Source organism: Aquibium carbonis, assembly GCF_003970795.1.
GTDB classification, from domain to species: Bacteria; Pseudomonadota; Alphaproteobacteria; order Rhizobiales; family Rhizobiaceae; genus Aquibium; species Aquibium carbonis.
The window spans coordinates 1-19,369 of the sequence record NZ_RWKW01000044.1 but is presented as its reverse complement, the minus strand read 5'-3'; the positions used below and the strand labels follow the sequence as shown (position 1 = coordinate 19,369).

18 protein-coding genes and 1 other RNA gene are annotated in these 19,369 nt (G+C 65.0%); 18 read left to right on the top strand and 1 reads right to left on the bottom strand.

Features of this window, described 5'->3' with window-relative positions; translation table 11 throughout:
* The first annotated feature begins 54 nt into the window (after nt 1-54).
* The 6 genes from EJC49_RS13000 to rnpB all read left to right on the top strand — a co-directional run bounded on the left by EJC49_RS13000 (nt 55) and on the right by rnpB (nt 3,969).
* Entirely contained in the window at nt 55-576 is a 522-nt protein-coding gene (locus tag EJC49_RS13000) for a winged helix DNA-binding protein (protein WP_245453388.1), read from the top strand.
* A gap of 126 nt (nt 577-702) precedes the next feature.
* A complete protein-coding gene (locus EJC49_RS12995; RefSeq protein WP_126700365.1) occupies nt 703-1,023 on the top strand; it encodes a hypothetical protein in 321 nt (106 codons plus the stop codon).
* 143 nt (nt 1,024-1,166) lie between these two features.
* Nucleotides 1,167-1,883, top strand: a complete 717-nt coding sequence (locus EJC49_RS12990) for a J domain-containing protein (protein ID WP_126700364.1) — start codon at nt 1,167-1,169, stop codon at nt 1,881-1,883.
* Nucleotides 1,880-2,623 carry a peptidoglycan recognition protein family protein gene (locus EJC49_RS12985; RefSeq protein ID WP_126700363.1) on the top strand — a complete coding sequence of 248 codons (744 nt, stop codon included), beginning with the start codon at nt 1,880-1,882 and terminating at the stop codon, nt 2,621-2,623. Before EJC49_RS12990 ends, EJC49_RS12985 begins: the two co-directional genes overlap by 4 nt.
* A 209-nt stretch (nt 2,624-2,832) precedes the next feature.
* Nucleotides 2,833-3,444 (top strand): lytic transglycosylase domain-containing protein, encoded by a 612-nt coding sequence (locus tag EJC49_RS12980; RefSeq protein WP_126700362.1) that lies wholly within the window; start codon nt 2,833-2,835, stop codon nt 3,442-3,444.
* 89 nt (nt 3,445-3,533) lie between these two features.
* Nucleotides 3,534-3,969, top strand: an RNA gene (rnpB, locus tag EJC49_RS12975) — RNase P RNA component class A.
* 80 nt (nt 3,970-4,049) lie between these two features.
* Here the strand turns inward: rnpB and EJC49_RS12970 are convergent.
* Nucleotides 4,050-5,159: a cystathionine gamma-lyase gene (locus EJC49_RS12970; protein WP_126700361.1), complete on the bottom strand. Its 1,110-nt coding sequence runs from the start codon at nt 5,157-5,159 to the stop codon at nt 4,050-4,052.
* A 383-nt stretch (nt 5,160-5,542) separates the two neighbouring features.
* On the opposite strand from EJC49_RS12970, the gene mraZ reads away from it, so the two are divergent.
* Genes mraZ through murB form a run of 12 tightly spaced genes read left to right on the top strand, consistent with a single transcriptional unit; the run spans nt 5,543 to nt 19,244 of the window.
* Nucleotides 5,543-6,010 carry a division/cell wall cluster transcriptional repressor MraZ gene (gene mraZ, locus EJC49_RS12965; RefSeq protein ID WP_126700360.1) on the top strand — a complete coding sequence of 156 codons (468 nt, stop codon included), beginning with the start codon at nt 5,543-5,545 and terminating at the stop codon, nt 6,008-6,010.
* Nucleotides 6,007-7,029, top strand: coding sequence for a 16S rRNA (cytosine(1402)-N(4))-methyltransferase RsmH (gene rsmH, locus EJC49_RS12960; RefSeq protein WP_126700359.1), 1,023 nt, complete (start codon nt 6,007-6,009; stop codon nt 7,027-7,029). Before mraZ ends, rsmH begins: the two co-directional genes overlap by 4 nt.
* A 1-nt stretch (nt 7,030) precedes the next feature.
* Nucleotides 7,031-7,405 carry a cell division protein FtsL gene (ftsL, locus tag EJC49_RS12955; RefSeq protein WP_126700358.1) on the top strand — a complete coding sequence of 125 codons (375 nt, stop codon included), beginning with the start codon at nt 7,031-7,033 and terminating at the stop codon, nt 7,403-7,405.
* Nucleotides 7,402-9,117, top strand: coding sequence for a peptidoglycan D,D-transpeptidase FtsI family protein (locus EJC49_RS12950; RefSeq protein ID WP_126700357.1), 1,716 nt, complete (start codon nt 7,402-7,404; stop codon nt 9,115-9,117). Before ftsL ends, EJC49_RS12950 begins: the two co-directional genes overlap by 4 nt.
* A gap of 57 nt (nt 9,118-9,174) precedes the next feature.
* Entirely contained in the window at nt 9,175-10,629 is a 1,455-nt protein-coding gene (locus EJC49_RS12945; protein ID WP_126700356.1) for a UDP-N-acetylmuramoyl-L-alanyl-D-glutamate--2,6-diaminopimelate ligase, read from the top strand.
* A complete protein-coding gene (locus EJC49_RS12940; protein ID WP_126700355.1) occupies nt 10,626-12,068 on the top strand; it encodes a UDP-N-acetylmuramoylalanyl-D-glutamyl-2,6-diaminopimelate--D-alanyl-D-alanine ligase in 1,443 nt (480 codons plus the stop codon). Before EJC49_RS12945 ends, EJC49_RS12940 begins: the two co-directional genes overlap by 4 nt.
* Before the next feature lie 19 nt (nt 12,069-12,087).
* Nucleotides 12,088-13,170 carry a phospho-N-acetylmuramoyl-pentapeptide-transferase gene (gene mraY, locus EJC49_RS12935; RefSeq protein ID WP_126700354.1) on the top strand — a complete coding sequence of 361 codons (1,083 nt, stop codon included), beginning with the start codon at nt 12,088-12,090 and terminating at the stop codon, nt 13,168-13,170.
* A gap of 1 nt (nt 13,171) precedes the next feature.
* Nucleotides 13,172-14,572, top strand: a complete 1,401-nt coding sequence (murD, locus tag EJC49_RS12930; RefSeq protein ID WP_126700353.1) for a UDP-N-acetylmuramoyl-L-alanine--D-glutamate ligase — start codon at nt 13,172-13,174, stop codon at nt 14,570-14,572.
* Nucleotides 14,572-15,723: a putative lipid II flippase FtsW gene (gene ftsW, locus EJC49_RS12925; RefSeq protein WP_126700352.1), complete on the top strand. Its 1,152-nt coding sequence runs from the start codon at nt 14,572-14,574 to the stop codon at nt 15,721-15,723. Before murD ends, ftsW begins: the two co-directional genes overlap by 1 nt.
* A 16-nt stretch (nt 15,724-15,739) precedes the next feature.
* Complete coding sequence (gene murG / locus EJC49_RS12920) at nt 15,740-16,846, top strand: undecaprenyldiphospho-muramoylpentapeptide beta-N-acetylglucosaminyltransferase (protein ID WP_126700351.1); 1,107 nt, start codon at nt 15,740-15,742, stop codon at nt 16,844-16,846.
* Nucleotides 16,847-16,878: 32 nt separating this feature from the next.
* Nucleotides 16,879-18,282: a UDP-N-acetylmuramate--L-alanine ligase gene (gene murC, locus EJC49_RS12915; RefSeq protein WP_126700350.1), complete on the top strand. Its 1,404-nt coding sequence runs from the start codon at nt 16,879-16,881 to the stop codon at nt 18,280-18,282.
* Complete coding sequence (gene murB, locus EJC49_RS12910; RefSeq protein WP_126700349.1) at nt 18,279-19,244, top strand: UDP-N-acetylmuramate dehydrogenase; 966 nt, start codon at nt 18,279-18,281, stop codon at nt 19,242-19,244. The genes murC and murB overlap by 4 nt, the downstream gene beginning before the upstream one ends.
* Nucleotides 19,245-19,369 lie beyond the last annotated feature (125 nt).

The window sequence follows — 19,369 nt, the reverse complement described above, 5'->3', positions numbered from 1 at the left end:
GGAGACAAAACGTCAACGAAATGTCAACGTTTTGTCATTGAAGGGGAGGCTTGATTGGCGGGTGAAGGCAGCGTTCTGGGACCGGTCGTTTCGGCGGCGCATCTGGCGGACGGCGCGATGCCGGCGCTATCGGAGATGGAATTCGCCATGACCATCCTCAACAATGCGTTCCAGCGCTGGATGGTGCGCTGCATGGGCGCGGCCGGAGTGGCGGGGCTCGGTCCGCTCGACGTTCAGATCCTGCATTCCAGCAACCACCGCGGCCGCGAAAAGACACTTTCGGACCTCTGCATGATGCTCAACATCGAGGACACGCACGTGGTCTCCTATGCCTTGAAGAAGCTGGAAGCCGTGGGCTTGATCGAGACGGGACGGCGCGGCAAGGAAAAGACCGTGAAGGTGACGAAGGCAGGCGCCGAGGCTTGCGCGCGATATCGGGAGGTGCGGGAAGCGCTTCTCGTGGACAGCGCAAAGTCGTTGCACTTCGAGGATGGAGAAATCAGCCGGACCGCCGCCCTTATGCGGGCGCTGTCGGGCCAGTACGACCAGGCCGCCCGAAGCGCCGCCAGTCTCTGACCGCAGCTCGAGCCTGACACAATGTTGCATCTGGTCATCGGAGTTGAAGAAACCGCCGAGGTGCGGGCGCATTTTCCCACCGACGGCGCGCTGAGCCTGGCGCGCTTTGCAAAAGGAGAGTGCATCATGAAAAGGATCATCCTCGCTTCCGTGTCGTCGATCGCCTTGCTCGGCCTCGTGGCTTGCAGCGATTCGGACACGACGACCACCCAGAGCATCCAGCCGGAGGTGCAGACGACCGACCCGACGATGGCTCCCGCTGACGACACCAACGTGATCGTCGTGCCGGAGAGCGATGGCGTTCCCGCCGACCAGACCACCACGCAGAGCATCACGCCCAACGTCGACGCGATGGATGATGCCGGTACAAGCACGGGCGCCGTCCCGGACGGGTCTCTCGGCACCGATGATTTCGAGCCGACGGACGATGTCCGCCCGGTCGAGTAATCGGAAACGAATCGACAGCGAAAAGCCGGACATGACCCGGCTTTTTTGCTGTCTGACGGCAGGCGGGAAATCCCGTTCCCGCCAGGGCATGAGTTGGAAATGCCGTACTCGCAATTTTGGCCGAAGCACTTTAGACAGGTTTCATGTCTATCTGGGCCCGCATAGGCGAGTTCGTCGCGCGCATTTCCGCTAGCGCGGCGGGCGGAGTAGCCGACCTCGTCGAAGCCGTTCGCACGGTTTTCGAGGGCGATCCGGAACTGCGCCGCCGCGTGGCCTTCTCGGTGGCGATGATTGCGCTGTCCGCGAAGATGGCCAAAGCGGACGGTATCGTCACGCAGGATGAAATCCGCGCCTTTCAGGACATCTTCTCGATGCCCCAGGAGGAAAGGCGCAACGTCGAGCGACTCTACCGTCTCGCCATGGCGGATACGGCCGGTTTCGAGGTGTATGCTGGGCAACTGGCAGGATTGTGCGGTTCCGGCCAACCGGATTGCCGGATGCTTGAGGACATTCTCGAGGGATTGTTCCACATCGCCAAGGCCGACGGGTTGATTCATGAAAAGGAACTGAGATTCCTGCGCCGGATCGCCGAGATATTCGCCATCAGCGACCGGCATTTCGAGGCGATCCTGGCGCGTCACGTCCTCGGGGAGAAGGATCCCTGGGCCATTCTGGGGGTCTCACGGGACGCGTCTTTCGACGAAGTGCGCCGCAACTACCTGCGCCTCGTGTCCGACCACCATCCCGACCGGATGATCGCTCGGGGCGTGCCCGAGGAATTCCTGGCGCTCGCCAACGACCGCATGGCCGCGCTCAACACGGCCTATGAAACGATCGAGCGCGGGCGCGTCGCCGCATGAGCGGATTTTCCGCCGATCAGCCCGGCGCGGAAATCAGGGTTTCGCCGAATTTCGGTTCGCGCATCGGGGTCTCCGGCCCGGACATGATCGTCCTGCACTACACTGGAATGGCCAGCGGCGAGGGGGCCGAAAGCTGGCTGTGCAATCCAGAGAGCGAGGTCTCGTCGCACTATCTCGTGCATGAGGACGGTCGGATCGTGCAGATGGTGCGTGAAAGCGACCGTGCCTGGCATGCCGGGCACAGTTCGTGGAAGGGCGAGACCGACATCAACTCGCGCTCCATCGGCATCGAGATCGTCAATCCCGGCCATTTTCTGGGCTATCCGGACTTTCCGGATGTCCAGATCGAGGCCGTGATCGCGCTGTGCGCGGGCGTTTCGGCGCGCCACGGCATCGCGCGGGAGCGAATCCTCGCCCATTCGGATGTGGCACCTGGTCGCAAGGTTGATCCCGGCGAAAAATTTCCGTGGGATCGGTTGGCGGCGGCGGGGGTGGCGGTGCAAATGCCCGAACCGGTGGCCCATGGCGGTCCGTGGATCGGACCCGGCGGGAGGGGAAAAATCGTCGAGGAAGTGCAGGCGATGCTGGCGCTGTATGGTTATGGCGTGGAAATCACAGGCGTTTTCGAACCATTGACACATATGGTCGTGGAGGCGTTCCAGCGCCGGTTCCGTCCGTCCCGCGTCGACGGGGTGGTCGATGCAGCGACACTTTCGATTCTACGGCAGCTTCTACTCTAAGCGTGATTTGACGCTACGTAATTCAACCGAATCAATTGGTTGATGTAACATCTTGTCAACAAAGTTGAGGCGCGCGGCCATTTTGGCTGCTCATTGCGCCGTCACATGCGGCCTCCTTCGCATCCGCCAAGCCCGATCGACGGCCGGCGGATCCCTCGGACAACCGCTGCCCGGGCCAACCGGGCGCCAAGAAGAAGATACAGGATCGAATGAAGAGAACCCTCCTTGTCGCGGTGGCGCTGGCCGCCGTCGCCGTGAATGCCGTTGCCCATGCCGAGAGCGGTCGTCGCCAGGATGCTGGGAAGGCGCCTGTGGTCGATGCGAAAGCCGAAGCGTTGCCAGGCGTCGACATGGCCACCACCGCATCGATCGTCAGTGACGAGCGCCCCGGCCTCCTTGCCAAGCTGGGCGGTGGGAAGCGGGCGGAAACGGTGGACGTGAAGGCGGTAAAAGGCGAGCTTCCAGCCATCGTGACTCGCTATGCCAAGGCGTATGGCGTGCCGGTGGCGCTGGCCCATGCGGTCGTGACCGTCGAGAGCAACTTCCGGCCCCACGTGACGGGGCGGGCGGGCGAGATCGGCCTCATGCAGATCAAGCCGGCGACGGCGCGCATGATGGGCTATTCGGGTTCGGCCAAGGGGCTCTACGACCCCGAGACCAACGTCAAGTACGGAATGAAGTACCTGGCCAAGGCGCATGAGCTCGGTGGCGGCGACACCTGCGGCACGATCTTGCGCTACAATGCCGGTCATGCCGCCAAGCGGATGAACAGGGTGTCGTCCGCCTATTGCAGCAAGGTGAAGCGCGTCATCGGCAGCTGAGACGGCTTTTCGGGTGAGGGCATCGCTCGTCGCCCGAATGCGTCGGACGAGGCTTGTATTTTGACGCGCGAAAGCCTTTATGCGTCCTGCCAGCTGGCCGGGCGGCCGCAGGCGCAAGTGTCGAAAGACCGCGTGTGAGGAAAGTCCGGGCTCCATGGAAACACGGTGCCGGTTAACTGCCGGCGGGGGCGACCCCAGGGATAGCGCCACAGAGAGCAGACCGCCCCGCCTGTCTTCCGGCCCGTCGAGCCTTCGGCGGACCGGAAAATCGGCGGGGTAAGGGTGAAAGGGTGGGGTAAGAGCCCACCGCGCGACCGGTAACGGAAGCGGCACGGCAAGCCCCACCGGGAGCAAGACCGAATAGGGATGGCGCGGGAGTTCGCTCCCGGGCAGTTTCCGGCCCAGCCATCCGGGTAGGTTGCATCAGGCGGACAGCAATGTCCGCCGCAGATGAATGGCCGCCACGTTCTGGCGCAGCAATGCGCCGGGGCCATACAGAACCCGGCTTACAGGCCAGCTGGCAGATCCTCCTTCGCGGACGTCATGTCTCGGCTCCGAGGAACATCACCGACGAGGTGTTCCTCGGAACTGCCGACCGACGTTTCTCACCCCACCGCGTCCAGCGCCTCTTCCAGTGCCGACCATAGCTCCTCCGCCGGCTCGCAGCCGATCGACAGGCGCACGAAGCCGGGGACGACGGCGTCGCCCCAGCGGGCGCGGCGCTCGGCCGAGGAGTGGGTGCCGCCGAAGGAGGTGGCCGGCTGGAGAAGGCGGCAGCCATCGATGAAGGCTTCGGCCTTTTCCGCGGTCTCGAGCGTCAGGCCGATCAAGAAGCCGAAGCGGTCCATTTGTACCCGCGCCAGATTGTGGGCGGGATCGTCGGGGAGGCCTGGGAAGCGGACGGCCTTAAGGGCCTTGTGGTCGCGCAGGCGCGGTGCAATCCGTTCGGCCGTCGAGCACATACGGTCGAAGCGCAGTTCCAGCGTTTCGAGTCCGCGATGCACCTGCCAGGCCTCAAAAGGGCCGGGGATGGCGCCCGACAGCTTGCGCCATTCGGCTATGGCCGCCATCACCGCATCGTCGCGACTGGAGACGTGGCCGAACAGTACGTCCGAATGGCCGTTTGCGGCCTTCGTGTCGGCGGAGACGAGGATGTCGGCTCCAAGGTCAAGTGGGCGCTGGCCGAAAGCGGTCATGGTGGTGTTGTCGACGACGACGAGCGCGCCTGCCGCATGCGCGGACTTGCTGATCACAGCGATGTCGCAGATGTCGAGGCCCGGGTTCGACGGCGTTTCGATATAGACGATGGAATAGCCCTCGAAGCCGCCGTCGAGGAAGGAGGCCGTCGGTCGCCGATCGGCCGTGATGCCGAGGCGCGACAGGAAGCGGTCGGCGAAGAGGCGAACCGTGTAGTAGCCGTCCGAGGGCAGGAGGATGCGGTCCCCGGTTTTCGACAGGGCGGTCAGGACGGCCGAGATCGCGCCCATGCCCGACGGGAACGCCAGTGCGCGGGCGCCATCGAGATGGCCGAGCGCATCCTCCACGGCTTCCCAGGTGGCGTTGTCGAAACGGCCATACTGCGCGAAGCCCGCCGGATCGCCGGGCAGGTGGAACATCGAGGTCATCGTCAGCGGCAGGGCGACCGGATCGCCCTTGGCGAGATGGCGGCGGCGCAGGTGGAGGAGGTCGGCGGCGCGGGCGGCCAGATCGGTCATGGCGGTGATCCTTCTCGTTTCCGGATCGTCTATTCGACAAGCCTGACGAACGCCAGAGGACGGGTCTTCGCCGCGCCGATCTCAACTCTTCGTTAGGCCTAATGAAGCATAAAGGACGAATCGGTCGACTCGCAGGAACCGGCCTGCCTGCCGACCGTGTGGAGCTTGGTCCCGTTGACGCCCATGTGTGCCCATGATATCCCTTGAGCGTAATCAAGTCTCCGTTTTGCGTGCGTGCCCGACGTACGATTTGGCCGCGGTTCGCGTGATCGCGGGACGAGAGGCGCACGGCCATGGGACGGGCGGCGTCGTGTCGGTTTCGCGCCCATGCGCGGTGGTACTCACGATCGAATGCGCAGCGGCGCGGGCGGCTTTGACGGGTGATGGATCGCTACCTTTCCAACGCGGTGAACCGGATCGACCAGAAGGGTCGCGTTTCCGTTCCCGCGCATTTCAGGGCGGTGCTGGCCAAGCGGAGCGAGGGCGACCTCTATGCACTCAGGGCGCTGGATATTCCGGCCCTGGACGTGGGCGGGCTCGATCTACTCGACCGCTACGAGGCGCGGATCGCGCGGGAAGACCCCTTCGCGCAGGCGGCGGACGACATGTCATTCTTCTGCCACGGGGACGGGGCCTTCCTGAAGCTGGACGGGGACGGGCGCATCACGGTGACGGATTTCATGCGCGAGCATACGGGTATCGGGACGGAGGTTGCCTTCGTCGGCCGGGGGCAGTTCTTCCAGATGTGGGAGCCTGCGCGCTTTCATGCCTACCGGGAAGAAGCGCGGGCGCGGTTGTCGCGATCGCGCCGGAACCAAGTTGGGCCTCGGCCATTGGGAGGAACGGAATGATGGCGGGCAACGGCGGCCGCGAGGACGCCGGTGGCGGACCGGCCCCCCACATTCCGGTTCTTCTCCAGGAAGTGCTGGCCGCTCTTTCACCTAAAGCAGGCGAAACATTCATTGATGGGACTTATGGCGCCGGGGGCTACACGCGCGCCATTCTCGAGGCTGGAGCCTCGGTGATCGCGATCGACCGCGATCCTGATGCTATTGGCGCCGGGCGGGCGCTTGAGGCCTCGTCTGGCGGTCGGCTGAGGCTGGTCAGCGGCCCGTTCTCGAATCTCGACACGCATGCGACCCAGGCAGTCGACGGTGTTGTGCTGGATGTCGGCGTTTCGTCGATGCAGCTCGATCAAGCCGGGCGTGGGTTCTCTTTCCGCCTCGATGGCCCGCTCGACATGCGCATGTCGCAGTCGGGGCCGACCGCTGCCGATGTGGTCAATACCGTCAAAGCGGGCGACCTGACTCGTATTTTCGGCATCCTCGGTGAAGAGCGGCATGCCGGACGAATAGCTCGCATGATCGACAAACGGAGGGCGGGAAGGCCATTCGAGAGGACACGGGATCTCGCCGAGGCGATCGAATCGCTGGTTGGGCGCCATCCGAAGGACCGCATCCATCCGGCGACGCGCGTATTCCAGGCGCTACGCATTTTCGTCAACGACGAACTGGGGGAACTGGCGCGGGCGCTCCACGCAGCCGAGCGTACACTAAAGCCCGGCGGACGGCTCGTCGTTGTCACGTTTCATTCTCTTGAAGATCGCATCGTCAAGCGTTTCATCGCGGACCGTTCCGGCGTAGCCAGCGGTTCGCGGCACATGCCAGAGGTCCGGGAGGAAGAACCGACCTTCGAGAAGTCAGGCAAGGCGATAATTGCGTCTGCGGACGAAGCGGAGCGCAACACCCGCGCACGGTCGGCCAAGCTTCGCGCCGCCATCCGCACCCACGCTCCCGTCAGGCGCGAAGACCATTCCATTTTTGGATTTCCGCGCTTGCCGGACGTCCGATCCTCAGGCGAGGGGCGTTGAAATGTTTCGTACCACCGACACGGTGCTGATCGCCGTCATGGTTTCTGCAGCTGCTTTCACGTACCAGACCAAGCACGACGCAGAGGACGAGTTGCGCGCGCTGCGACGTATCGAGAGCCAGATTCGCTACGAAGAAGAGACCGCAGATCTGCTGCGGGCCGACTGGAGCCTGCTCACACAACCCGTGCGGTTACAGACGCTGGCGGAGGCCTACAAGGATGAATTGAACCTTCATCCGATCGACGCACGACAGATCGCTGATCTGGCCGAGATACCATTGCCCACTATCGACGTCGATGCTCCCGGCGCCGCGCTTGGCGGCAGGCTGGTATCGGAAGGTACGGACGCAACCACGACCGGGAGTACGCCGCGATGAAAGGCTGGTTGAAAACAGTGTTCGGACGCAATCGCTTGGCTTCCGAGGGACCGGAAGGCATCGTCGTGGATGGCACGCGAAAGGCCAATGGCGGGCGCTCGCGGGTCTTTCTCACCATGATGGTGTTTTTCGGCATCTACGCTACAATAGCCGGTAGGCTCGTCTATCTTGGCCTTCAGGAGCCGGAGACCGGACAGTTTTTCGGCGGCGGGCGGATGGCGGCGTCGCGGCCCGACCTGCTCGATCGCAATGGCCAGGTTCTGGCCACCGATATCAAGTCGGCATCGTTGTTTGCCGAACCGCGCCGCATCGTCGACCCTGACGAGGCGGTCGAGCTACTGTCGACCGTGCTGCCGTCGCTCGACTACGAACAGACCTATCGCAAGCTCACCAGCGGGACAGGCTTCGCCTGGCTGAAACGCGAGATCACGCCACGCCAACAGAACGAGATTCTCCAACTGGGCATCCCCGGCATCGGCTTTCGGCCGGAAAAGCGGCGCTTCTACCCGGGGGGGCCGACGGCTTCGCATATTCTTGGGCTCGTCAACATCGATAACGAGGGTATCGCGGGCATGGAGAAGTTTGTCGACGGGCAGGGCCTCGCCGACCTCCGTGCAACCGGCCTTGTCTCATCCTCGGCGCTTCAGCCGGTCAGACTGTCGATCGACCTCCGCGTCCAGCATATTGTGCGCGACGAGATCGCCGCTGCGATGGAGCGCTACCACGCCATTGCAGCCGGCGCCGTCGTGCTCAACGTCAATACGGGCGAGATCATGGCGATGGCCTCGGTGCCGGATTTCGATCCGAACAACCCGTTCAATGCCCATGAGAAGGATCGGCTGAACCGCATGTCGGCCGGCGTCTACGAAATGGGCTCGACGGTTAAGAGCTTTACCACAGCCATGGTCCTCGATGCGGGCAAGGCGACGATGAACAGTTCTTACGATGCGTCGCGGCCGCTCTCGATGGGACGCTTCACTATCCGCGACTTCCATGGCAAGGGCCGCGTGCTGACCGTGCCAGAGGTTTTCATCTATTCGTCGAACATCGCATCCGCGCGAATGGCGATGGATGTCGGGATCGATGGACACCGCGAGTTCCTGAAGCGGCTAGGCCTGCTCGACCGTATGCGCATGGAACTGCCTGAGGTAGCGTCGCCGACCGAGCCACGGGAATGGAAGCAACTGAATTCTATCACCATCTCGTTTGGCCATGGCTTTGCTACCACGCCCTTGCAGACGGCCGTCGCAGCGGCGGCGCTGATGAACGGCGGCAAGCTCATTCCGCCGACCTTCCTGCCGCGCAGCCAAGAGGAAGCGGACCAAGTCGCGGTTCAGGTCCTCAATCCCAAGACGACAATGGACATGCGCTACCTCTACCGTCTGAATGCAGAGAAGGGATCTGGCCGACGAGCCGAAGTTCCGGGCTACAGGGTCGGAGGCAAGACCGGCACGGCCGAGAAGGTGGTCAACGGACGCTACGCCAAGGACAAGCGGTTCAATGCCTTCCTGGCTGCCTTTCCGATCGAGAATCCGCAGTATGTCGTGCTGTCGATCATCGACGAGCCGAAGCCGGAGAAACCCGGCATGGGAGCGACTTCAGGCCTGAACGCCGCGCCGATCGTGGCAAACATCATTCGCCGCTCCGCGCCGCTGCTTGGCGTAAAGCCCGAATTCGGCCATGAAAGCGGGGCCCTGCTGGTCTCCAACTGATGATTCTGATCGTCGCGCCGTGGGATGCTGCGCGAAAACTTCCGAAACAGTGAACGAATGAAACTCGGCGACCTTGCAGACATCGTTTCCAGCGGTCCCGCCTTGCACGGCGAGGCGATCGTCGCTGGTATAACGTCAGATTCGCGCGCCGTGCAGCCGGGGTTCGTCTTCGCAGCATTGCGTGGTTCCAAGACTGACGGAATGTCATTTGTTGCCAATGCGGTCTCACGCGGTGCCATCGCCGTGATCGCTCCCGCTGATGCGGATGCGTCCACGCTAACCGTGCCGATGTTTCGGGCCGCCGAACCGCGCCGGGCGCTCGCGCTCGCTGCCGCACGCTTCTATGGACGTCAACCCGAGACGATGGTGGCTGTGACGGGGACCAGCGGCAAGACGTCGGTCGCAGCCTTCGTGCGCCAGATATGGACCCACGCCGGCAAGCCGGCGGCGAGCATCGGTACCACCGGCGTGGTAGCGCCTGGTCGGGCCGAATATGGATCGCTGACGACACCAGACCCCGTCGAACTGCATCGGTTGCTTGCCGAACTGGCGGCCGCCGGCGTCACCCATGCCGCGATGGAGGCATCGAGCCACGGCCTCGATCAGCACCGCCTCGACGGGGTTCATCTCGCGGCGGCGGCGTTTACCAATCTCGGCCGCGATCACATGGACTATCATCCAACAGTCGAGAGTTATCATTCGGCCAAGATGCGGCTCTTCACCGAACTGATGCCGAGGGGCGGACCGGCGATCATCTTTGCCGATGATCCGTGGTCCGAGGCGACGATCGCGGCTGCCCGCGGCGCCGGCCTCGACGTGCGCACGGTCGGGCGGAAGGGGGGGTTCCTCTGCTTGAAGCGGGTCGAGCACGAACGGCGGCGCCAGCGAGCCGAGATCGAAGTTGATGGCGTAATCCACGAGATTGTTCTGCCGCTTGCCGGCGACTTCCAGATCGCCAATGCGATGGTAGCGGCGGGCCTCGCCATGTCGACTGGCATCATTTCCGCTACGGCGATGGAGGCGCTGGAGCACCTGCAGGGCGCGCCGGGTCGGCTCGACCTCGTGGGCTCGACGGAGGCGGGCGCGCCGGTTTATGTCGACTATGCCCACAAGCCGGAAGCATTGGAACACGTGCTTGCAGCTGTACGGCCGTTCACGACAGGGCGCGTCGTGGTGGTTTTCGGTTGCGGCGGCGACCGCGACAAAGGCAAAAGGCCCATCATGGGCGAGATCGCGACGCGGTTGGCCGACATCGTCATCATTACCGACGACAACCCGCGTTCGGAGTTGCCTGCCGCAATCCGAGAGCAAATTCTGGTGGCTGCACCAGGCGCGATTGAGATTGGCGACCGGCGGCGGGCAATCCGCGAGGCTATAGCCATGCTCGGCGCTGGCGACACGCTGGTGATTGCAGGCAAAGGCCACGAGGTCGGTCAGACGGTTGGCCTCGATACGCATCATTTCTCCGATCACGAGGAAGCGCGCGCTGCGTTGGCGGAGAGCTCGCGATGACCGTGCTATGGACCAGTGAGGCGATGATTGCCGCGATGGGCGGACGCCCGCTGGGTACAATGCCGCAAGGTGTATCGGGGATTTCGATCGACACGCGGACGCTGAAGCCCGGTGACGCCTTCTTCGCTATCAAAGGCGACGTGTTCGACGGGCATGATTTCGCGACGGCGGCGATGGCGGCCGGCGCCAACTTGATGGTGGTATCCGACAGCAAGCTGGCCGCGCTCGGGCGCCTGACGATGCCAATGATCGTCGTCGAGGATGTGCTCGCTGCACTCGAAATGCTCGGTGTCGCAGCGCGGGCCCGGTCACGAGCCAAAGTCATTGCCGTGACCGGGTCGGCCGGCAAGACCTCCACAAAGGAAGCGCTCCGACTAGCGCTCTCGGTCTCCGGCACGGTGCATGCGGCGGAACGGTCTTTCAACAACCATTGGGGCGTACCTCTTTCTCTCGCGCGCATGCCACAAGATTCGGACTATGCCATCTTCGAGATCGGCATGAATCATGCGGGCGAGATCCGACCCCTGGTCAAGCTTGTGAGGCCGCACGTGGCGATTGTCACGATGGTCGCGGCGGCGCATCTTGGCCATTTCCATTCGGTCGATGACATCGCGCGGGCCAAAGCGGAGATTTTCGAGGGGATCGTTCCGGGCGGCCATGCGCTGATCAATCGCGATGATCATCGTTGGCGAATCCTCGACAAGCTCGCACGCGAGGCAGGCGTTCAGAACATCACCGGCTTTGGCGAGCACTCACGCTCGCAGGTCAAACTGCTGGCTTGCACGTTGGGCGAACATCATTCCTCGATAACCGTCAAGATCGGAGGCGAAACCTTCGATGCGCAGATCGGCGCGCCGGGGCGACACATCGTTCAGAACGTCCTTGCGGTGCTGGGCGCGGTCTATCTCGCTGGTGGGGACGTCGGCATGGCGGCCGAGGCGCTCGCATTGTTGACGCCCGAGCGCGGTCGCGGCGCGCGCTCAACGCTCCGGCATCCGGACGGACCCTTCATCGTGATCGATGAAAGCTACAACGCCAATCCGGCGTCCATGAAGGTCGCACTCGACCTTCTAGCGCGCAGCTCGATCAGCGGAGAGGGCCGAAGGATCGCCGTGCTGGGCGAGATGCGCGAACTCGGCGCTCATTCGCGCAAGTTCCATGCAGCCCTGGCCGAGCCTTTGCGGGAGGCAGCTCCGGATCTCGTTTTCCTGGCCGGCGCGGAGATGGCGGCGCTGGAGGCCGCACTCGGCGACGACATCCCACTGCAATACCGCGAAACGGGGGCGGAACTCATTCCGTTGCTCGTTTCCATCGTCGGCCCGGGAGATGTGGTGATGATCAAATCATCGAACGGACTCGGCTTTTCGAAAATCGTGGACGCGCTGACGTCTCGCTTTCCTGCGGAGGGGACCTCATGCTCCGAGGACGCGCGCCAATGAACCGGGGGACCTCCATTCCATGCTGACCTGGCTCGCGAGCGTGGCCGCCGACTTTCCGGCCTTCAACGTCTTTCGCTACATCACATTCCGAACCGGTGGAGCGCTGATCACCTCGGCGCTCATCGTCTTCATGTTCGGACCGATGATCATCAACTCGCTGAGGGTCAGGCAGGGCAAGGGACAGCCGATCAGGGCAGATGGACCGCAGACCCATTTCAAGAAAGCCGGTACGCCGACAATGGGCGGACTGATGATCATCAGCGGTATAGTCGGCTCGTCCCTCCTGTGGGCCAACCTGTCCAGCGTTTACGTGTGGGTGGTCCTGATGGTGACGCTCGGCTTTGGCGCGATCGGCTTTTACGACGATTACAAGAAGGTGACCAAGCAGAGCCATCTCGGCATTTCAGGCAAGATGCGGTTGCTCCTCGAGTTCCTCATCGCTGGCTTGGCCGCCACCATCATCATGCAAAACGGCCAGGCACCATTCTCGTCCTCGCTGACATTCCCGTTCATCAAGGACCTGATCATCAACCTGTCGATCTTCTTCATTCCCTTCGCGGCCTTCGTCATCGTCGGCGCCGGCAACGCAGTCAATCTGACAGACGGTCTCGACGGGCTTGCGATCGTGCCGGTCATGATCGCGGCGGCGTCGTTCGGCGTGATCGCCTATCTTTCTGGAAACGCCGTCTTCGCCGACTATCTGCAGATCCACTTCACGCCCGGCACCGGGGAACTCGCCGTCGTGCTCGGCGCGGTCATCGGCGCGGGCCTCGGCTTCCTCTGGTTCAATGCGCCACCGGCCGCGATCTTCATGGGCGACACCGGATCGCTCGCTCTCGGGGGACTGATCGGGACTGTCGCTGTAGCTGCCAAGCACGAGATCGTGCTCGCCATCATCGGCGGCCTTTTCGTGATGGAAGCGCTCTCGGTCATCATCCAGGTTGCCGTCTTCAAGATGACGGGGAAGCGCGTCTTCCTGATGGCACCGATCCACCACCATTTCGAGAAGATGGGATGGACCGAGAGCCAGATCGTGATCCGGTTCTGGATCATTGCGGTCATTCTCGCCCTGATCGGCCTCTCGACGCTGAAGCTCAGATAACATGATTCCGGCCACCACCTTCTCCGGCAAGCGCGTCGCCCTGTTCGGCCTTGGAGGGTCCGGCATCGCCACCGCGCATGCATTGGCGGCCGGCGGCGCCGAGGTGGTGGCTTTCGACGACAATCCGGAGAGCGTGTCACGTGCGACGGGGCAGGGCGTGCCGACGGGCAACCTGAGAAGCACGGATTGGGCGACGCTCTCGTCGTTCGTCTTGTCGCCGGGCGTCCCGCTGACCCATCCCAAGCCGCACTGGACGGTCGAACTGGCCCGGGCGGCGGGCGTCGAGGTGATCGGCGACATCGAACTGTTCGCGCGGGAGCGCGCGGCAAGCGCGGCGGACGCCCCGTTCATCGCCATCACGGGCACCAACGGCAAGTCTACCACGACCGCGCTGACGGCGCACATCCTTGCCTCGGCAGGCCGCGACGCGCAGATGGGCGGAAACATCGGCCGGGCCGTCATGACGCTCGACCCGCCGGCCCCCGGCCGCGTCTACGTCGTCGAATGCTCGTCCTACCAGATCGACCTCGCGCCCTCGATCGACCCGACGGCCGGCGTGCTCCTGAACCTCACACCGGACCATCTGGACCGGCACGGCACCATGCAGCATTACGCCGAGATCAAGGAACGGCTGGTGGCTGGCAGCGGCACCGCGATCGTCGGCGTCGACGACAGCTGGTGCGCGCAGATCGCCGACCGCCTGGAACGCACCGGCAAGCCGGTGCTGCGCATTTCCAAGCGCCTGGCCCTGACGGACGGCCTGTTTGCCGAGGGTCCGGTACTGAAGCTTGCCAAGGCAGGGCGGATCAAGGCGATCGCATCGCTGGAAGGCATTGGCTCGTTGCGCGGCCAGCACAACGCGCAAAACGCACTGGCGGCGGTGGCGGCCTGCCTGACCGTGGGTCTGCGCGCCGAAGAAATCCAGAAGGGGCTGTCGAGTTTTCCCGGCCTCGTGCATCGCATGGAACAGGTGGGACGCGCGGGCCGGGTGCTGTTCGTCAATGATTCCAAGGCGACCAATGCGGAAGCGGCCGCGCCGGCGCTGTCGAGCTTCGAGCGCATCTACTGGATCGCCGGCGGCCTGCCCAAGGAGGGCGGGATCGAGCCGCTGCGCGGTCTCTTTCCGCGTATTGCCCGTGCCTACCTGATCGGCGAGGCGGCGCCGGCCTTCGCGGCCACACTCGGCGAGGACGCGCCCTTCGAGATTTCCGGCACGCTTGAAGCGGCGGTACGCCACGCAGCGGAAGACGCGTCGCGCGACGATGCCGGCGAAGCGGTGGTGCTGCTCTCGCCGGCCTGCGCGAGTTTCGACCAGTTCAAGAATTTCGAGGTGCGTGGCGAAGCCTTCCGGGCCGCCGTGCAGGCGCTCGAGGGCATACAGCCGATCGGAGGGACACACTGATGGCAAGCCGCGTGGACAGGGGATTGATCGCAACCTGGTGGTGGACGGTGGACCGCTGGTATCTGGCGGCCTTCCTGAGCCTGATGGTGCTTGGCGTGGTGCTGTCGTTTGCCGCGAGCCCGGCCGTGGCCGAACGCATCGGGCTGGACAGCTTCCATTTCGTCGAACGCCAGATCCTCTTCATGATCCCGGCGCTGGTGGCGATGATCGGGGTCTCCTTTCTTTCGGCGCGCAACGTGCGGCGGGTGGCGCTGCTGATCCTCGCCGGATCGCTGGTGCTGATGGTGGCGGCGCTGTTCATCGGCGTGGAGGTCAAGGGCGCACGGCGATGGGTGGCGCTGGCCGGCGTGTCGGTGCAGCCGTCGGAATTCATGAAGCCGGCCTTCGTGATCATCTGCGCCTGGCTGTTCGCAGAGCACCGGCGGCAGCCGGAAATCCCCGGCAATCTGTTCGCCATGATCCTGCTGGTGCTCGTTCTGGCGCTGCTCGTCGCGCAGCCCGACCTCGGCCAGACCATCCTGGTGCTCGGCACCTGGGGAGCGATGTTCTTCATGGCCGGCATGCCATGGTTCTGGATCCTGCTTCTGGGCGCGGTCGGCATCGCCGGGGGCGCTGCCGCCTATACCGTCTTCCCGCACGTGGCCGGCCGCATCGACCGCTTCCTGACCGGCGAGGGCGACACGTTCCAGGTGGATACCGGGCGCGAGGCGATCATCCGCGGCGGCTGGTGGGGACAGGGACCGGGTGAGGGTACGGTCAAGCGCATCCTGCCCGACAGCCACACCGACTTCATCTTCTCGGTCGCGGCCGAGGAGTTCGGCATCGTGCTGTGCTTCGTGGTGGTGGGCCTGTTTGCCTTCATCGTTCTGAAGGGACTGCGATTCGCGCTCAAGGAAGAGGACGATTTCACCCGCTTTGCCGTGTCCGGCCTCGTCATCCTGATGGGCTTCCAGTCCGTGATCAACATGAGCGTGAACCTGCAACTGATGCCGGCCAAGGGCATGACGCTGCCGTTCATCTCCTATGGCGGCTCGTCTCTGGTGGCGATGGCGATCTCCATGGGCATGGTGCTGGCCCTGACGACGCGAAGGCCCGAACGCCGCAAGACGTCGGACTTCGTGTTCCCGCCGCGCATCCTGCCGGCGGAGTGAGAAAGCAAAACGCGCGATGGAGACCGGCGATACGCACAAGGGCGTCATCCTTCTGGCTGCGGGCGGCACCGGCGGGCACGTGTTCCCGGCCGAGGCGCTGGCACATGAACTGAAGGAACGCGGCTGGAGCGTCCATCTCGTCACCGACGGGCGAGCCGAGCGCTATGCAGGCCGGTTTCCGGCGGACGCCATCCACACGGCGCCGTCGGCCACGATCGGATCGCGCAATCCGATTGCGCTCGTCCGGGCGGGGCTGACGATCTGGGCAGGCGTCAAGGCCTCCACCAAGCTGATCAACCGGCTCAAGCCCAAGGTCGTCGTCGGCTTCGGCGGCTATCCCACGCTGCCGCCGCTCTATGCCGCGACGCGACGCGGGCTGCCGACGCTGATCCACGAACAGAACGCCGTGATGGGCCGGGCCAACAAGGCGCTGGCAGGCCGGGTGACGGCCATTGCCGGCGGTTTCCTGCCGGCCGGCGGAAAGACCGTCGTGACCGGCAATCCTGTTCGGCCCGCCGTGATCGAAGCGGCGCGGACGCCCTATTTCGCGTCGATTCCCGACGCGCGCTTCAACCTCCTGGTCTTCGGCGGCAGCCAGGGCGCGCAGTTCTTTTCGCAAGCCGTTCCAACCGCGATCGCGACGCTGCCCGAAAACGTGCGCATGCGGCTGAGGATCACGCAGCAGGCGCGGCCGGAAGACGAGGCGGCGGTTCGCCAGGCCTATGCCGGCATGGGCGTCGCGGCGGAGATTTCGCCCTTCTTCACCGACATGGCCGAGCGCATCGCGGCGGCGCATTTGGTGATCTCGCGCGCCGGCGCCTCCACGGTCTCGGAAATCGCGGTGATCGGCCGGCCGTCGATGCTCGTGCCCTATCCGCATGCGCTCGATCACGACCAGGCGGCGAACGCGGCAGCCCTCGCGGCGGCTGGCGGGGCCGACGTCCATCCGCAATCGTCGCTGAGCGCGGAGCGGATCGCCGACCTGATCTCGAAGGCCATGGCGGAGCCGGAGCGGCTGGCCGCAATGGCGAGCGCCGCCCAGAATACCGGCAAGCCGGATGCCGCCCGATCGCTGGCCGATCTGGTGGAAGCGCTTGCCTCGGGCAAGACCGCCGCAGCATAATCCCAACGACAAGAAGACATCAGGAGCCTGCCATGAAGATGCCGGAGACGATCGGCCTCGTCCATTTCATCGGGATCGGCGGCATCGGCATGAGCGGGATCGCCGAGGCGCTGCACAGCCTTGGCTACAGCGTCCAGGGATCCGACCAGTCGGACGGCGCCAACGTGCAGCGCCTGCGCGACAAGGGCATCGCGGTGTTCGTCGGCCATGCAGCCGAAAACCTCGGCGAATCGGAAGTGGTGGTGGTGTCCACCGCGATCAAGAAGACCAATCCGGAACTGCTTGCCGCCCGCGAACGGCTGCTGCCGATCGTGCGGCGGGCCGAGATGCTGGCCGAGTTGATGCGTTTCCGCCAGGCGGTGGCGATCGGCGGGACGCACGGCAAGACCACGACGACCTCCATGGTCGCGGCGCTGCTGGATGCCGGCGGGCTCGACCCGACCGTCATCAATGGCGGCATCATCAACGCCTATGGCACCAATGCGCGCATGGGCGCAGGCGACTGGATGGTGGTGGAGGCCGACGAGAGCGACGGCACCTTCCTGAAGCTGCCGGCCGAGATCGCGGTGGTCACCAACATCGACCCCGAACACCTCGACCATTACGGCAGCTTCGACAAGGTGCGCGATGCCTTCCGCCAGTTCGTCGAGAACGTGCCGTTCTACGGCTTCGGCGTGATGTGCATCGACCATCCGGAGGTGCAGGCGCTGGTCAGCCGCATCGAGGACCGGCGCGTCGTCACCTATGGCGGCAACCCGCAGGCGGCGGTGCGCTTCCGCAACATCGAGACCGACGCCAGCGGCTGCCGCTTCGACGTGACGATCCGCGACCGCAAGACCGGCGCGGTGACCGAGATCGACGGCTTGCGGCTGCCGATGCCCGGCCATCACAACGTCTCCAACGCCACCGCCGCCATCGCCGTGGCGCATGAGCTGGGGATCGGCCCCGACGCGATCCGCAAGGGGCTGCTCGGGTTCGGCGGCGTCAAGCGCCGCTTCACGCCGACCGGCACCTGGAACGGCGTGCGGGTCTTCGACGACTACGGCCATCATCCCGTCGAGATCAAGGCGGTGCTGCGCGCCGCCCGCGAGTCGGCGCCGGGCCGCGTCATCGCAATCGCCCAGCCGCACCGCTTCACGCGGCTGCGCGACCTGTTCGACGATTTCTCGTCCTGCTTCAACGAGGCCGACACGGTGATGATCACGCCGGTCTACACCGCCGGCGAGGAGCCGATCGAGGGGATCACGTCGGAAACGCTCGTCGCGCGCATCCGGGCCGGCGGACATCGCGACGCGCGCTTCATCGCCGGACCCGAGGCGATCGCACCGGCCGTGCGCGAGCTGGCCAGGGACGGCGATTTCGTCGTCTTCCTGGGCGCCGGCAACATCACGCAGTGGGCGTACCAGCTGCCCAAGAACCTCGAGGCGGGGACATGAGCGGGGGGGCAGCGCTTCTCGACCGGCTTGGCGACCGGTTCGCGGGCCTGCGCGGACGGCTGACGCCCGACGCGGCGATGGACAGGATCACCTGGTTCCGGGCCGGCGGCACGGCCGACCTCCTGTTCCAGCCGGCCGACGAGGCGGACCTGGCGGCCTTCCTGAAGGCGCTGCCGGCCGACGTGCCGCTGACCGTCGTCGGCATCGGGTCGAACCTGCTCGTGCGCGAGGCGGGCATCCGCGGCGTCGTCGTGCGGCTCTCGGCCAAGGGGTTCGGCGAGGCGGAGGCGGTGTCGGGGACGCGCATCCGCGCCGGCGCGTCGACCCCCGACAAGCGGGTGGCGCAGGTGGCGCTCGACGCCGGCATCGGCGGCTTCCATTTCTACCACGGCATTCCGGGCTCGATCGGCGGGGCGCTGCGCATGAATGCCGGCGCCAACGGCGTGGAGACGCGCGAGCGGGTCGTCGAGGTCAGGGCGCTGGACCGCCAGGGCGACCTGCACGTGCTCGACAATGCCGCGATGGGCTATGCCTACCGCCATTCCGCCGCACCGCAGGACCTGATCTTCACCGCGGCACTCTTCGAAGGCTCGCCCGCCGACCGCGAGGACATCCGTCGCGCCATGGACAAGGTGCAGCAGCATCGCGAGACGGTGCAGCCGATCCGCGAGAAGACCGGCGGCTCGACCTTCAAGAACCCGCCCGGCACCTCGGCCTGGAAGGAGATCGACAAGGCGGGCTGCCGCGGGCTGGTGATCGGCGGGGCGCAGATCTCGCCGATGCACTGCAACTTCATGATCAACACCGGCAACGCCACCGGCTACGACCTCGAGTTCCTGGGCGAGACGGTGCGGGCGCGGGTGCTCGAGACGTCGGGCATCCGGCTCGAATGGGAAATCAGGCGCATCGGCGAGTTCCGGCCCGGTCACGCGGTGCAGCCCTTCCTCGGCCAGCTTCTCTGACGCGGCGGCACGGCGCTGGTCCTGGCGGGCATGGCGTGGCTCCTGTCGGATGGACGCGCAGGCGCGTTCCCGCGCCGCGAAACGGCCGGGTGATGGGTCGGGAGACGGCGCAGGGCATTGCGTCG

What these genes read in the sequence shown, in the direction of transcription:
- EJC49_RS12985 (WP_126700363.1), top strand. Translation starts at nt 1,880, where the DNA reads ATGAGCGGATTTTCCGCCGATCAGCCCGGCGCGGAAATCAGGGTTTCG.
- EJC49_RS12940 (WP_126700355.1), top strand. Translation starts at nt 10,626, where the DNA reads ATGACCGTGCTATGGACCAGTGAGGCGATGATTGCCGCGATGGGCGGA.
- ftsL (WP_126700358.1), top strand. Translation starts at nt 7,031, where the DNA reads ATGTTTCGTACCACCGACACGGTGCTGATCGCCGTCATGGTTTCTGCA.
- ftsW (WP_126700352.1), top strand. Translation starts at nt 14,572, where the DNA reads ATGGCAAGCCGCGTGGACAGGGGATTGATCGCAACCTGGTGGTGGACG.
- EJC49_RS12980 (WP_126700362.1), top strand. Translation starts at nt 2,833, where the DNA reads ATGAAGAGAACCCTCCTTGTCGCGGTGGCGCTGGCCGCCGTCGCCGTG.
- EJC49_RS12970 (WP_126700361.1), bottom strand. Translation starts at nt 5,159, where the DNA reads ATGACCGATCTGGCCGCCCGCGCCGCCGACCTCCTCCACCTGCGCCGC.
- EJC49_RS12990 (WP_126700364.1), top strand. Translation starts at nt 1,167, where the DNA reads ATGTCTATCTGGGCCCGCATAGGCGAGTTCGTCGCGCGCATTTCCGCT.
- EJC49_RS12995 (WP_126700365.1), top strand. Translation starts at nt 703, where the DNA reads ATGAAAAGGATCATCCTCGCTTCCGTGTCGTCGATCGCCTTGCTCGGC.
- murG (WP_126700351.1), top strand. Translation starts at nt 15,740, where the DNA reads ATGGAGACCGGCGATACGCACAAGGGCGTCATCCTTCTGGCTGCGGGC.
- EJC49_RS12945 (WP_126700356.1), top strand. Translation starts at nt 9,175, where the DNA reads ATGAAACTCGGCGACCTTGCAGACATCGTTTCCAGCGGTCCCGCCTTG.
- murB (WP_126700349.1), top strand. Translation starts at nt 18,279, where the DNA reads ATGAGCGGGGGGGCAGCGCTTCTCGACCGGCTTGGCGACCGGTTCGCG.
- mraZ (WP_126700360.1), top strand. Translation starts at nt 5,543, where the DNA reads ATGGATCGCTACCTTTCCAACGCGGTGAACCGGATCGACCAGAAGGGT.
- EJC49_RS12950 (WP_126700357.1), top strand. Translation starts at nt 7,402, where the DNA reads ATGAAAGGCTGGTTGAAAACAGTGTTCGGACGCAATCGCTTGGCTTCC.
- murC (WP_126700350.1), top strand. Translation starts at nt 16,879, where the DNA reads ATGAAGATGCCGGAGACGATCGGCCTCGTCCATTTCATCGGGATCGGC.
- mraY (WP_126700354.1), top strand. Translation starts at nt 12,088, where the DNA reads ATGCTGACCTGGCTCGCGAGCGTGGCCGCCGACTTTCCGGCCTTCAAC.
- murD (WP_126700353.1), top strand. Translation starts at nt 13,172, where the DNA reads ATGATTCCGGCCACCACCTTCTCCGGCAAGCGCGTCGCCCTGTTCGGC.
- rsmH (WP_126700359.1), top strand. Translation starts at nt 6,007, where the DNA reads ATGATGGCGGGCAACGGCGGCCGCGAGGACGCCGGTGGCGGACCGGCC.